Here is a 12,963-nt window from a genome sequence, read left to right as displayed (position 1 = left end):
CGGTCACCTCGGCGGTCATGGTGCTCGCAGTCGTGGTGCCGACGGTCACTGTGCTCACAGCCAGTGCGTTCATGCTCATGGCGTCACCTCACCCCCACGTCGCCGCGGGACGGTAGCCGTACGCGATCAGGTCGTCCAGGCAGGCGATGGGCGCGTGCGGCACGACCCGCCCGTCGGGCGCCTCTGCGAACACCTCACTGGACAGAACGCGTCCGTCGACGCCGTTGACCTCGCGCACGGAGGTCACCGTGCGCTGCAGACGGCCACCCGTCTCGTAGTTGTTGCGCCGCTGGACGAAGACGACGAAGTTCACCGCGCCCGCGATCAGCATCTGGCTGGCCTCGATGGGCAGCCGTTCCGTCGCCTGGAGCGCATAGGTGGAGATGCGGTTGAAGACCTCGCTGGAGCTGTTGGCGTGGATCGTCGACAGCGAGCCGTCGTTGCCCTGCGACATGGCGTTGAGCATGGTGACGATCTCGTCGCCGAGGACCTCGCCGACGATGACCCGGGAGGGGTTCATACGCAGGGAACGGCGCACGAGTTCGGCCATGCTGATGGCACCCTGTCCCTCGGAGTTGGGCAGCCTCTCCTCGAACGCGACCACGTTGGGGTGGAGTTCGGGGAACGTGTCGAGCCCGAGCTCCAGCGCGCGCTCGACGGTGATGAGCCGCTCGTTCGGCGGGATCTCGTTGGCGAGGGCCCGCAGCAGCGTCGTCTTGCCGGCGTTGGTGGCGCCCGCGATCATGATGTTCTTGCGGGCGCGGACCGCGCAGGCCAGGAAGTGGCCCAACTCCGGGCTGAGGGTGCCGTTGCCGACGAGGTCGGAGATGAACACCTTGCCCATGCGGGCACGGCGGATGGACAGCGCCGGACGCCGCGCCACGTCCATCACGGCCGACAGACGCGAACCGTCCGGCAGCCGCAGGTCGAGCTGCGGATTGGCGGAGTCGAAGGGCCGGGAGGACAGACCGCTGTACGCGCCGAGCACCTGGATCAGCTCGATGAGCTCCTCGTCGGTCTCCGCGACCGGCTCACCGCGCACCTCGCGTCCGTCGGCGTAACCGACGAAGACCTGGTCGCAGCCGTTGATGTCGATGTTCTCGACGCGCGGGTCGTCCAGCAGGGGCTGGAGACGGCCCACGCCGAAGAGAGCGGCGTGCACGGCTGCCGCGTACTGCTCCTCCGTCTCGGCGTCCGGCGGCGTACGGCCCGCGGTGATCTCGGCGCGGGCGTACTCCTCCAGGATCTGGGCGATGACCGCGCGGGCGTACTGCCGCTCGTCCTCGGTGGACATCGGGGTGACGCCGGACGCCTGGTCGAGGCGGCGCTGCTCGGCGATACGGTCGCCGGCGTCCTGCCGGAACCGCTTGACCAACTGGTGGTCGACCGCCGTCACCGCCCGGCTCCAGCGTGGCCCTGGTGCGCCTGCGCGGGCATGCTCCAGGCCGCGCCGTACTGCTGGTGGAGGTCGGCGACCACCTTGCGGGCCGAGCGGACGAGCAGCGACTTGTCGAGCCGGCCCCGCTTGCGGCCGGCCAACTGGTCCGCGCCGGTGGGGTCGTCCGCGAGCGTGCCGACGACCCTGGCGCCCGTCTGGGCGTGCACCAGCATGTCGTTGACCTGCCCCGAGATCTTGCCGGCGTGACCGGGATCGACGACCAGCAGTACGCCTATCAGCGGGGTGGCGAGACTCGCGGCGCCGCGCGGCCCGCCGTGCAGCCTGGCCGACAGGGCGGCGGCACGGTCACGGACGCGGGCGATCGCCTCCGGCTCGGTGCGCGAGACGAGGAGGACGAGGGCGGCGTGCGGGAACAGTTCCACGGCAGGACTGTCCCCGCTGACGCGCCCGCAGTCGGCGATCACGTCGGCGGGAGCCTGCGGGGAGTCGCCGAGCGCGGCGAAGGCATGCCCGAGGGTGGGCCACAGTCCGGCCAGACCGGCCGCCTGCTCGGCGATCCCCAACCCTGCGAGAACCTCCAGACCACCGCTCAACGGCTGTACGTGGTCCCAGAGTTGGTCGGGAACGAGGCCACGGCGGGCGGTGGCGGCGATGGACAGCATCCCGGTGTTCGGGTTGAGCGGACCGCCGTGGGCGGCGGCACTGCGGTAGACGAGGTCACCGCCGGCCGGGTCGGTCTCGGCGAGCAGCGCGCGCCGCGGCCAGACCGCCGCGAGAGCGACGGCCGCGGTGGTGACGCCGGGGGACCCTTTGTCGGCGGCGAGAGCGATGAGCGCCATGGTGAGGGTGCCGCCTTCTAGTTGCCGGTGCCGGAACTGGAACTGCCGCCAGAACCGGTGCCGGAACCGGCGTCAGAGCCTGTGTCCGCGCCCGCACTGTCACCGGACGCGTTGCCGGAACCTGAAGCGCCGCCCGAGCCGGCGGCCGTGCCCGTGCCGGCGACGCGCACGATGGCGGCCGCGCCGGCGGACGAGGCCCGGGTCACCGCGGCGGCGTCGTCCTGGTCGACGAGAAGGGTCAGGGCGAGGTTGCCGGTGCTGACGGTCGCGTCACCCTGCTCCTTCACCTTGCCGACCTTCGCGCCGGCCACGATGAGCGGGTTGGACGCGCTGGAGGACGTGGATCCCGATCCGCTCTTCCCGGTGCCGCCGTCGACGTTGTAGACGTTCACGGTGTCGCCGGCCGTGATGTCCGACGGGTACTGGCCCTCCTTGAGGGCGAGACCGACGGAGGCTTTGCCTGCGGGGATGTCAGCGGTGTCGGCGAACATCTGGCCGACCAGCACGGTGCCCGCGTAGATGGTTGACCTGGCCTTCAGCTTCGCGAGCTGCGTCATCTGGTCCATGTGGACGTACTTGACGCCAGTGTCCGCGGCGACCATCACGGAGGTCACGTCCGACTTCTCGACGGACTCACCGGCCGGAACGTCCTTGACCACCTTCATGACCTCGATCCGGTCACCGGCCCGCAGCACGAGCATCGTCGCGCCGAGCGCGCCGACCAGGATGAGCAGCACCGCGAGGGCGGCCAGCGCCGGCTTGCGCTCGCGCGGCGGGGTGGGAAGCCGGTCGCCGACCGGCGGTTGAGCCGGAGCCGCGGAACGACCCGCGCCCGCCCCCGTACGCTCCTGGATTTTCACGCAACCGCTCCCCGTCACACCCAGAAAACCGTCTGGACCGTTTGAGACCGCCTGTCACACGCACGGCGATGACCGACCATGCGCACACTCACTCAGGACTTCCCCAGGACTTCGCACTTGAGGCGAACGCGGCGAGACCTGCGGCGACCGGCCGGCCGGGGCCGGGGCGAGTGTCAAGCGTTCGCACGGTATCAGCCGCACATAAGCCCCTCAAGGCGCGCCCGAACCCTCGCGACACAGCGAGCGCCGCGCTGTCGGGGGACAACTGCGGTGTGGGGCGGTTCCGTTGACGGTCGTGCGACATCGGTTGGAGCACGGTGTGCAGAAGGGAATCTTCCCTCGCCTTTGCCGGCTCTGACGAGGTCACTTTGCGGCACAGCAGTCGAACTGGACGCCAGGCTCACGTTCTCGAACCAGCTCACGCGCCACCACGGCTCCCAATGGGAACCCGGCTCGACGGAACCGTGAATGGCGGCTACTGCGTCTCTGATCCACCGACAGCGACTCTCTCTGGTGCCGCCGCCCGGCCCCCGGCTACCGTAACGCTGCTCTCCCAACCCCCATACGCCCCGTCAGGAGCCCCTCGTGACCCGCCGCCCACGCCTGCTCACCACAGCCGCCGCCGGAGCGACGGCCGCCCTCCTGCTGACGGCTTGCGGCGGCGGAACCAACGACACGAAGTCCAACGACAAGATCGACGGCGCGGAGACGGCGCCCGCGACCACCGCAACATCGACCACCCCGACCCGCCCTTCGGCCGATCGACCTCGCATCGAGCTGCCCTCCGACTTGTCATACGCCTTCGACTGGTCCAAGACCGGGGACGCCGACAAGGACGCTGTCCTGAGCGACAGCGAGCAGTCCATCAAGGCCGTGGACCTGGCCATTGTGAACCAGAACGCCCTGGACAAGGCGTACCTCTATTACTACGAGGGCGAAGCCGCCGTCGGGACGCAGAAGTTCATCCAGACCTACGTGGACAACAAAGCGAGCGTCACTGGGGCCTATCGCTTCTACGACCCGCAGGTGAGCGTCGACAAAGGCGGGACCGCGTCACTGAGCTACTGCGAGGACCAGGGCAAGGCGTATGTGAAGTACCTCAAGACCAACGAGGTCAAGAGGACCCAAGTCACGGCCAAGAGTTACGTTTCGTATCACACGTCGCTGAAGAAGAACGGCAAGGGCGTGTGGGTGATCCAGAAGATCGTTTCTCAGAGTGGGAGTGCCCAGTGCCAGCCCTGATGCGCGTATCAGCGACGCCTCCGGTACTGATCACTGCCGGAATGTGCCTCGTGCTTCTGGCCCTGCCGAGCGTGGCGCGCGCTGATGACACACTGAACGGAAACACCCAGAACTCGACGGGGACTTCGGGGGACGTCGACGGCGACACCCTCTCCGCAACCGCCGGAGGCATCGTCTTCGATCGTTCCAAGAACGGCGCCGGCCCCACCGCCGGCCCCGTCACCGCGACGACTTCCTGGACCCCGCCCGCCTGCTGGTACGCGCCGAAGTACACACCGGAGCAGCTCCAGGCCTACCTGGAGCCGATCTGGGCGGCGGACTCCACCGGCTACGAGTGGGACGCCGAACAGCGGAAGAAGTACCTCAACAAGGAAGACCCGACCAAGGACTTCAACAAGGACAGGACCGGCAAGGGCTACTGGTGGGGTTCGTACGTCAACAAGTCCTTCCCGCCCGGCTGGGACAAGTGCGAGGCCGACTACTTCTGGGTCGACGCCGGCGACCCCCCTCCCCCCGGCATCCAGAACGCGATCACCCCCGAGATCCTCGCCGAACTCGCCTACGCCGAGATCCGCGTCCCCACCACCGCGGTCACCCTCGCCCCCGCCGGCACGACGAAGGTCAACCTTCCGACGTGGGCCTGGCTGGACGGCGCGGACTTCAAGCCGGTCTCCGTCACCGCCTCCGTCCCCGCCCTCCGCATCAGCGCCACCACCACGGCCACACCGCTCTCACTGAAGATCGACCCGGGCACACCGGACGCGGAGACCTACCCCGCCTCAGGGCTCTGCGAGATCGCGGGCGGCCGCATCGGCGAACCGTACGAGAAGGGCAAGGCCGACCGGACCCCGCCCTGCGGAGTGAGGTACCTGCGCTCCTCGGGCGACGCGTCGTTCACCCTCAGGGCCACCGTCACCTGGAAGATCACCTGGACGGGCACCGGCACCCCGGGCGGCACCCTCCCGGACGGCTCCTTCGGCGCACCCCAGAACGTGGTGGTTCAAGAGATCCAGGCCGTCAACCGCTGACTCCGGTCTGACCAAGCGATCTTGTCGCGGAATCAGCCGGGTTGCCGATAGCGCATGCGAAGTGGGCCCGTTGGTCAAAGCCACCAGGTGGCGCAGCGAGCGAAGTGTCCACTTCATGAGCCGTGTTCGACGGTGGCTTCTTCTGCCGCCACCGCGGCAGGGCCCAACCTGGCGAACCACGCTCCACCCCGATAGCGTCAGTGCTCTTGCATGCACTGTTGTCTCACGGGGAGTCCACTGTGAAGCGCCGCACTTTGCCCGTTGCTCTCGCGCTCACCGCGACCGCAGCCCTACTGCTGACCGGGTGTGGGGGCGGTGGTGACGACTCGGCAGGGAAGGACAAGATCGCGGGAGCGGACACGGGGTCCAGTTCACCGCTGGGTTCGGCCAGCGCATCCACCGGGGCTCTACAGAGACCCGACATGACGCTGCCCAACGACGTCACGGAAGCCTTCGAGAGCTGGAAGGTGGGTGACGCTACGAAGGACGCCATCCTGATGGACGCCGGCCGAGCTCAAACCGCGGTGACCTACTCGGTCACCAAGGGGGACCCCGAGTCTGCAGCGCTGAAGTTCTACCAGACCGGAGCGGCCCTCGCGGGAAGCCAGGACTGGGTCAAGGAGATCGTGGACGCAGGGTTCACCTACCACGGTGCGGTCCGCTACTACGCCCCCAACATCGCAGTCTTCGACGCCAAGTCCGCTGGTGTCTCGTACTGCGCGGACGAGAGCAAGGCGTTCAACAAGAACCGGAAGACCAACAAGGTCGACGAGGTGGCGGCGACCAACGACTCGTACGTCCTGTACAGCACGCGCCTGGAGAAGAACAGCAACGGTGTCTGGCAGACCACGAAGCTCGAATCAGAGCGGGGGAACCAGAAGTGCCTTCAGTGAAGCCGCAGCGTCAGTGGCTCATCGCAGGGGCGACGGTAGCAATTCTCGCTCTCACGCCCGGTTCAGCGTTCGCATGGGGCACTCCGGGCGGGTCCAACGGTGAGAAAACGGTGACCGGTGGCGGACAGCAGGGCACCAGCATCGTGTCCAAGGTGTCGTACACCGGCTCCACCCGCGGCAATACCAGAGGCACCAAGCAGGTGCAGCCCGTCGGCGACTGGACCCCTCCCGCCTGCTGGTACGAACCTAGAAGAGCGGACGACTTCGCCAAGTACGTCGAGGACATGTACACCGAGACGGTCAACACGCCCGGCCAGCACAGCTACGCCAAGGCCTCCGTCGGCATGTTCCGCGACGAGTACAAGGACGGCACGTACAAGAACTACAACCTGGATCAAAAGGACAAGGGCAACTGGTGGGTCTCGGTCCGCGACGAAGACCGCTGGATGGAACCCGAAGCCCAACTCTGCGACAAGCAGCCATTCTGGGTCGAGAATGGCGCCTCTCCGCAAGTACCGAACGCGGTGACCCCGCAAGTCCTCGCTGAACTCGCCTACAACCGCATCCAGCTCCCCACCACCAAGGTCACCCTGGCACCTGCCGGCACCACCAAGGTCAACCTCCCGACCTGGGCCTGGCTCGACAAAGCCCGGTTCAAGGAGGTCTCGGTCACCGCCTCGCTCGCCGTGCCCGGTCTCAACATCCAGGCCACGACCACCGCCAAGCCGGTCTCGCTGAAGCTCGAACCAGGCACCCCGGACGCGGAAACCTACCCCGGCTCGGGCGAGTGCACGATCAACGCCGACGGTTCGATCGGCGCACCGTACGCCGTCGGCAAGTCGGACCAGACCCCGCCGTGCGGTCTCAAGTACCTCCGCTCCTCGGGCGGCGGCACCTTCAAGCTGCAGGCGACGGTCACCTGGCAGATCAGCTGGACAGGCAGCGGCGGAACAGGCGGTGCCCTTCCCGACGGGACGTTCGGCAACGACCAGGCGGTGACCGTCCAGGAGATCCAGGCCGTCAACCGGTAAAGCGACCTCAGTGAAAGCACGCACAGACGAAAGGGCGTCCATGGCCGATCCGGACCTGACGGTCAACTACGAGTTCCTAGCGGACTGCGAACGCAAGCTCGGGCAACTCAAGAAGACCTTCGAAGACATCGAGAACCGTCGCGACGACATGGACAAGCACTGGGGCGCTGGTGCCATAGCCGACGTCATGGTGGCCTTCGTCAACAACTGGGACGACTACCGCACCCGGCTCGTCGAGTCACTCGAATCGGTGGGTGAGATGGTGTCCGGAACCAAGAAGGCGTTTATGGATCTGGACGTGCAGTTGGCCGAGCAGGGCAAGAAGAAGCAGAAGCAGTGACACCTACATCCAAGCGCCGTCCGGTCGATTGGCAGCCGCTGTGTGACTCCGACCCGGTTCCCGGTGATCCGGAGGAGATCCGTGCCGAGGTCAAGCACATGGTCTCGGTCGCCGAGAAACTCCGGGACCAAGCCAAGAATCTTAAAGCTATTAGCGACGAGGAGACCCTCAAGGGCAAGTACGTCAAACGCCTGCGCGAGGAGTCCGGCACGCTGGAGAAGCACATGCGGGAGGTGGCCAGCCGTTACGAGCGGGTCCACGGCCATCTGACCAACTGGTCTAACGAGTTGGAGGACTTCCAGTCGGACGCCGACAAGGTCCTGCGCCAGGCGAAGGAGAAGCAAGGCGAGGTCGAGGCGGAAAAGAAGAAGGAAGCCGACTCCGCCGACAAGGACGCTCCCCGACCCTCCGTCAGTGGCGCGGAGGGGGATCCCCTCCAGTCGTACCGAAAGCGGCTGAACGACATCACCGGCGCCCGGGACACCCGCGCCAACCACCATGCCGGGAAGATCCGCGACGAGATCGAGGACGTGATCGAGGACTCGTGGTGGGACAACGTCAAGGGCTGGATCCATGACCATGCGGATGAGATCAAGGCTTTCATCGATGTTCTCGGCTGGGTCGCGACGTTCGCAGGTTTTCTAGCACTCGCTATTCCCGGCCTGAACATGCTCGTCCTCGTCATCGCGGGTGTCACGATCTTGCTCAGACTCGCGCTGGTGGCATCCGGCGACGCCACCTGGACGGATGTCATTTTTGACGTCGTGGGCGGGCTGCTTGTCGTGGGAGGCCTTGGAGCCGCTGCAAAGCTCGCCAGCGGCGCCAAGGCCACGGTAGGCGCCGCTCAGGCCGCTCGGACTGCCGGCCTGAGCCGAGGACTCCGTGGCGTCAAGGGAGTCATGGACGACATGGGACGCCTGATGTCCAAAATGCCGGACGGGACGGGACGACAGGCCCTCGGTGCTGCCCGTAACAGCATGCGCAAGTCCATCTCCCAGAACGTCGGTCTGGTGACCAAGGGGCCGCTGAGGGTCAGCCCGCTGTCGACGCTGGTGCACCTCGGCGACAAGGAGATGGCCGGCCTGGCCAAGATGCTGAAGGCGAACAAGGCCACCTTCCCGGCGGCCGCCGGGGCCGCAGCGGACAAGGCGTACAAGTCCTATCAGGTGGGCCTCGGCATCGCGTGGACCGGCATGGGAATGGACGTCATGGACAAGGCGCTCGGCAAGAGCGACATGACAAGCTGGACCCACGAAAACCTGGGAACTGGCGAAAAGCCGTACAACGAGGGGTATTCCGACTGGAAAGACAACACCCTGAAGCCCGCCCCCGACACCCATTGGTGAGGAGCGATCATGGACCTGCACTCGGCACGACGCATTGCCGAAGCCGAAGCTGCCCGCACGGGACTCGGCACTGGCCCCAACCGGCGGCTCAGGCTGACATTGTTCATCGGAATGCCGCTTGTCTTTCCAGTAATCGGCATCATGATTCTGGTCCCGGCGTTCCTGAGAAACGACGTTCTCTACGCCTATGAGGCCGGGATAGTCGGCTGCCTCCTCCACTATGTCTGGGTTTTCGCGAAGTACCCCCGATACGAGGGCCGTCCGCCCTACCTCACTCGAGATCTCGCCATGGGCGGCGGTTTCTTCTTGCCTTCATTGATGCTCGGCTTCTGGCCGGGCATGATCGCCGCCCCGGCGTGGGCGCTCTTCGTGGGCGTCGCTTATGCCGTGGAAGTGGTGCGGGGGCGCAATGGCCACCGCTGAGCACCGCCGGGCCCCGAACGGCTTCAACCTCGTGCCGCCACCCGGCTGGGACGTGATTCCGCTGCGCACGGGGACCGAGGAAGCGATGGACCGCATCGTCCGCAAGGCCGTCGCACAGTTGCCCGTCGGCTTCCCCAAGGATGACATTCCGAAAGCCCGGCTCAAGCTCACCCAGGAGATGAAGAAGGTCATTCGCCGGGCCAGGGCCAAGGGAGGAATGACCCTCTACCTCCCCACCGAACGCCTCCACGGCATCGTGTTGCCCGTCTCGATCGTGGCTTCCCAGCCGATCGAGATTCCGCCGGTCAGGCCCAGCAGTGGTCCGGAAGCGGTCCTTGCCGCGCTCGCCTCCGTGACTCCCGGTGCCCAGTCGCGGGAGCTCGACGACACTGCGGCCCTGCGCTCCGAGCGAGACGTACCCGCCGACACAGCCAAGGGCATCGACGTCGCTCACCGCCAGGTCGAGTACTTCGTTCCGGTCCCGGACAGCGCCCCCGATCAGTACCTCACCTTCTCCTTCAGCGCCCTGATCGCGCCCGGCTCGGATCCCGCCTTCTACGACACCCTCGTAGAGTTGTTCGATGCCGTGATGGGCACGTTCCGGTGGAGTTACGCCTGAGGGCCCCTTCTGCCGTGCTCCCCGAAGAAAGAGACCACTCATGTCCGAAGGCACCCTGTGGAGCACCGACCTCGGCGCCCCGCTCCACATCGACACGGATGCCAACCCAGGCCTCTGGGGTTATCTTCACCTGCAGATCGACAAGAAGACCTTCAAGGAATGGCTGGACCTGCACCTGACCGGGCTGGCTGCCATTCACGAGACCGAACTCACCCGCAAACTCCGCCGATTCCACAAGAGCTTTTACGAGCAGACGATCTTCACGCTCCGGGAAAAGCTCCAGGTCGACGAGGCATTCATCTACCACCCCGTACCGCTGACCTACATGCCGCTGGTGATGCACGCCACCCGTATCCACTGCGAGGCCCATGACGCGTCATCCTGCGAGGGAATCACCGCGTCCACGGTTCCGCATCCGGACATCCCTGAGTGGCAGCAGCGAACCGGCAGTGTTCCGTTTGCCTCTCCACACCTGGGCACAGACGGGGTCCGAGTCACCCGCTCCTACCCTGCGGACAGCACGATCATGATGACCTCGGTGACGTACCACTGGCACACGCCGCCCAGCGTCCCCGATGTCCTGCTACGCGGCCACCATGACGATCCGGAAGTAATCGCCGCGGCAATGGAAGCACTGGACGACTTCGCGCGAACGCTCCGACTTCCCGGGGCGACACATTGAGCGTTCTCAACGTGGGCACTGATCGGATGACGTCGGCATGGTGAGGTGAGGGCCGCAACGCACGAGGCTGGAGGATCCACCCGTCACCCGCCTGGAACGGTCACGATGCCTGTCCCGTCGGCGGAACGGGAAGTTCAGGCGCGTCGGGAAAGAATTTCCGGGACGAGGCATACATCCCGTAGTAGGGATACATGGGTGGGATATCGGCTCCACCACGTCTCGCAATTCCCACGATTTTCCTATACCGGCGGGCCCTGATGCGTACATTTCGCAAGGAGGGGTCGAGCAGGCTAGGGCGTCGCCACAGATAGAGTCCCACCAGTAGTCCGAAAACGAGCATCGCGGTCACGCAGAGGAAGGCGATCCGGAACGGACGGGGCTTCTGCGACACCACCAGATCCCAGTACGGCCAAGGAAAGATCGCGAGAACAGACATGAGAATGCCAGCCAGGCACCCACGCCCGCGCCACTTCCGATTGTCTTCCCACCGATAGAACAGCAGCCAATGAACGGCCCGGTCGTCCAAGAAGTCGAAACGCACTTCACGTCCATACCTCTCCGCTGCTGCTTTCGCTTCGGGCACTCCAATGATGGCTGCCGCAGGAACCATCTCGTGGACGCCCCCGTCATCCCCCATGAACTGCCCGAAAGGCAGACCTGTTTGCTCGCTCACGAGCGGCTTCTCCTACGGTGTGAGTGTCGTCAGACGACGCTGAGGTCACGCGGCTACGGGCTCTCGTCCGCCTTGTCGTACGAGAATCTGCTTCTCAGGGAGGCCGCAAACGCCGGAGCGAGTTCAGCCGCGATGGTCAACCAGGCGAGTGCACCTGTGACGCGGGCCAGGGCGTTGTCGCCGAAGAGCAGAATTGCCAGCCATGCACTGAAGAACGGGATGAGCATAAGCTCGCCACCGCCGATGACCGAACGGTTCCAACTGGTCTCCCTGCGGGCGTCCTTTACCTTGAGGGGGGACATACTGCGGGCGTCCGCCGCGTACAAGTGTCCTCGCCATGAGGGCTCTTCCTGTGCAGCCCGCCCAACCTGCTCGTCCGTTACCGGTACCGTCAGCGCCTTCACGAGGTCCGACCAGCGCTGTGCACCCTGTGGGCCCGCGAACCAGTACCGCCACGGCAAGAGGGCCCGGGTGTCCCCATTGCCGTCCCGCAGTTCGACCCCGAGGGGCTGTCCCGAGTTTCCGGCGACGAGTCGCACCAGCCGCGCGACACCGTGTGCGCCGTTCCGTCCGAGCCAGCGTTCTGCACCGACGGTGTTGGTCAGCACCACCTCGTCGCACAGCACCTGGAGCGATGCTGTGCGCAGGAAGCGCCGTGTCGCCCAGGACCCGGCTTGCGGCGAAGGGGTGATCACCACGGACTCGGCAAAGCGGCCACCGGGGCGCAGATCCCGTCGGTTGCTCCACCAGGCACGGGTGCGCAGGATCGCGTCCGAAGCCGGCACCAGGAGAAGGCATCCTGCGGCGATGGGGAGCACCCAGGATGCCTTGGCGGCGAAGGCGACGACCAGGGCAAGAAACCAGCCAAAGACACCCAGAACCCTGGACCACAAGTGCCAGCGAGGCAGATCAGCCAGGATCACCCGGTCCGCTCGGCTTCCCGAGCCCTCGGCACGACCGGTGGCGGACGGCGGGGAGCTCTCTTCCAGTCGGAGACCGAGCCGGGTGACCAGTTCACCCAACCCCGTCCGCCGCAGGCACTGCGCCGGCTTCATCTCAGCCGCCCCGACAACGCCCGCCTCGGGCAGCCACTCCGCAAGCGGCAACGTCAGGACGTCTTCCCCGCTCTCAGTCCGCAGGACGAGAGTTCCCCATCGCTCCCACGAACGCCTGGACACGGTCTCCCAACGGTCGCCCGGAGGGATGAGAACGGCACGCCGGATCCCCGCAGCGCCCACCGGGTACCGGCGCTCCCGCATCCGCCGGCCGCGGACGACGAGATTGCGGCCGTCGGCGTAGATCCGGGCTTGCCGTACGACTTGGGCGGCGTGGGCGCGCATGCAGCGCGGCCGCGCCACCGGCTCGCTCAATGGCCCCGACATCCGGTCGGCCACGTTCTCTCCCCCTGCACCGTTCAGGCCACGATGCCGAACGGGATCGGATTGTCCGCCCTGACTTCGAAGTCCCGCTCAACCATGTCGCCGAAGACGGCGCTCCTGTCGACCAGCGGTAGTCAGGGGACGGAGCCCGGACAGTCCGGTGCGACGGGGGGTTCTTGTCCCGTCGCACCGGTGCGCTGAGCCGCGCG

At 66.5% G+C, this 12,963-nt stretch carries 14 protein-coding genes; 9 read left to right on the top strand and 5 right to left on the bottom strand.

Annotated features, from left to right (window positions below):
* Window positions 1-88: 88 nt before the first annotated feature.
* From EV567_RS16880 to EV567_RS16870, 3 genes are read right to left on the bottom strand one after another with little or no spacing between them, the layout of a single operon-like run.
* Window positions 89-1,396, bottom strand: a complete 1,308-nt coding sequence (locus EV567_RS16880; protein ID WP_130440874.1) for a CpaF family protein — start codon at window positions 1,394-1,396, stop codon at window positions 89-91.
* Window positions 1,393-2,238, bottom strand: a complete 846-nt coding sequence (locus EV567_RS16875; RefSeq protein ID WP_130440872.1) for a hypothetical protein — start codon at window positions 2,236-2,238, stop codon at window positions 1,393-1,395. Before EV567_RS16875 ends, EV567_RS16880 begins: the two co-directional genes overlap by 4 nt.
* 17 nt (window positions 2,239-2,255) lie before the next feature.
* Window positions 2,256-3,098 carry a hypothetical protein gene (locus EV567_RS16870; protein ID WP_347400496.1) on the bottom strand — a complete coding sequence of 281 codons (843 nt, stop codon included), beginning with the start codon at window positions 3,096-3,098 and terminating at the stop codon, window positions 2,256-2,258.
* A 585-nt stretch (window positions 3,099-3,683) separates the two neighbouring features.
* On the opposite strand from EV567_RS16870, the gene EV567_RS16865 reads away from it, so the two are divergent.
* The 9 genes from EV567_RS16865 to EV567_RS16825 all read left to right on the top strand — a co-directional run bounded on the left by EV567_RS16865 (window position 3,684) and on the right by EV567_RS16825 (window position 10,702).
* Window positions 3,684-4,340, top strand: a complete 657-nt coding sequence (locus EV567_RS16865) for a hypothetical protein (protein WP_130440870.1) — start codon at window positions 3,684-3,686, stop codon at window positions 4,338-4,340.
* A 41-nt stretch (window positions 4,341-4,381) separates the two neighbouring features.
* Entirely contained in the window at window positions 4,382-5,368 is a 987-nt protein-coding gene (locus EV567_RS16860) for a hypothetical protein (RefSeq protein WP_407071598.1), read from the top strand.
* A gap of 422 nt (window positions 5,369-5,790) precedes the next feature.
* On the top strand, window positions 5,791-6,261 hold the full coding sequence (locus EV567_RS16855) for a hypothetical protein (protein ID WP_130440868.1): 471 nt from the start codon (window positions 5,791-5,793) through the stop codon (window positions 6,259-6,261).
* A complete protein-coding gene (locus tag EV567_RS16850; RefSeq protein ID WP_407071597.1) occupies window positions 6,258-7,292 on the top strand; it encodes a hypothetical protein in 1,035 nt (344 codons plus the stop codon). The genes EV567_RS16855 and EV567_RS16850 overlap by 4 nt, the downstream gene beginning before the upstream one ends.
* A 10-nt stretch (window positions 7,293-7,302) precedes the next feature.
* A complete protein-coding gene (locus EV567_RS16845; protein WP_242620859.1) occupies window positions 7,303-7,632 on the top strand; it encodes a hypothetical protein in 330 nt (109 codons plus the stop codon).
* Window positions 7,629-8,978: a hypothetical protein gene (locus EV567_RS16840; protein WP_242620858.1), complete on the top strand. Its 1,350-nt coding sequence runs from the start codon at window positions 7,629-7,631 to the stop codon at window positions 8,976-8,978. Before EV567_RS16845 ends, EV567_RS16840 begins: the two co-directional genes overlap by 4 nt.
* Before the next feature lie 9 nt (window positions 8,979-8,987).
* Window positions 8,988-9,401: a hypothetical protein gene (locus EV567_RS16835; protein ID WP_130440866.1), complete on the top strand. Its 414-nt coding sequence runs from the start codon at window positions 8,988-8,990 to the stop codon at window positions 9,399-9,401.
* A complete protein-coding gene (locus tag EV567_RS16830) occupies window positions 9,388-10,020 on the top strand; it encodes a hypothetical protein (RefSeq protein ID WP_242620857.1) in 633 nt (210 codons plus the stop codon). Before EV567_RS16835 ends, EV567_RS16830 begins: the two co-directional genes overlap by 14 nt.
* A 40-nt stretch (window positions 10,021-10,060) precedes the next feature.
* On the top strand, window positions 10,061-10,702 hold the full coding sequence (locus EV567_RS16825; protein WP_130440864.1) for a hypothetical protein: 642 nt from the start codon (window positions 10,061-10,063) through the stop codon (window positions 10,700-10,702).
* Between the two features lie 100 nt (window positions 10,703-10,802).
* On the opposite strand, the gene EV567_RS16820 is transcribed toward EV567_RS16825, so the two are convergent.
* Window positions 10,803-11,375 (bottom strand): hypothetical protein, encoded by a 573-nt coding sequence (locus tag EV567_RS16820; RefSeq protein WP_130440862.1) that lies wholly within the window; start codon window positions 11,373-11,375, stop codon window positions 10,803-10,805.
* Window positions 11,376-11,428: 53 nt separating this feature from the next.
* On the bottom strand, window positions 11,429-12,769 hold the full coding sequence (locus tag EV567_RS16815; protein ID WP_130440860.1) for a hypothetical protein: 1,341 nt from the start codon (window positions 12,767-12,769) through the stop codon (window positions 11,429-11,431).
* Between the last annotated feature and the right edge of the window lie 194 nt (window positions 12,770-12,963).

This window comes from Streptomyces sp. BK239 (genome assembly GCF_004217285.1).
In the GTDB taxonomy this organism is placed as follows: domain Bacteria; phylum Actinomycetota; class Actinomycetes; order Streptomycetales; family Streptomycetaceae; genus Streptomyces.
The sequence above is the reverse complement of the archived record's forward strand: the minus strand, read 5'-3'. Positions and strand labels throughout refer to the sequence as shown.

What these genes read in the sequence shown, in the direction of transcription:
- EV567_RS16855 (WP_130440868.1), top strand. Translation starts at nt 5,791, where the DNA reads ATGACGCTGCCCAACGACGTCACGGAAGCCTTCGAGAGCTGGAAGGTG.
- EV567_RS16875 (WP_130440872.1), bottom strand. Translation starts at nt 2,238, where the DNA reads ATGGCGCTCATCGCTCTCGCCGCCGACAAAGGGTCCCCCGGCGTCACC.
- EV567_RS16830 (WP_242620857.1), top strand. Translation starts at nt 9,388, where the DNA reads ATGGCCACCGCTGAGCACCGCCGGGCCCCGAACGGCTTCAACCTCGTG.
- EV567_RS16835 (WP_130440866.1), top strand. Translation starts at nt 8,988, where the DNA reads ATGGACCTGCACTCGGCACGACGCATTGCCGAAGCCGAAGCTGCCCGC.
- EV567_RS16825 (WP_130440864.1), top strand. Translation starts at nt 10,061, where the DNA reads ATGTCCGAAGGCACCCTGTGGAGCACCGACCTCGGCGCCCCGCTCCAC.
- EV567_RS16860 (WP_407071598.1), top strand. Translation starts at nt 4,382, where the DNA reads ATGTGCCTCGTGCTTCTGGCCCTGCCGAGCGTGGCGCGCGCTGATGAC.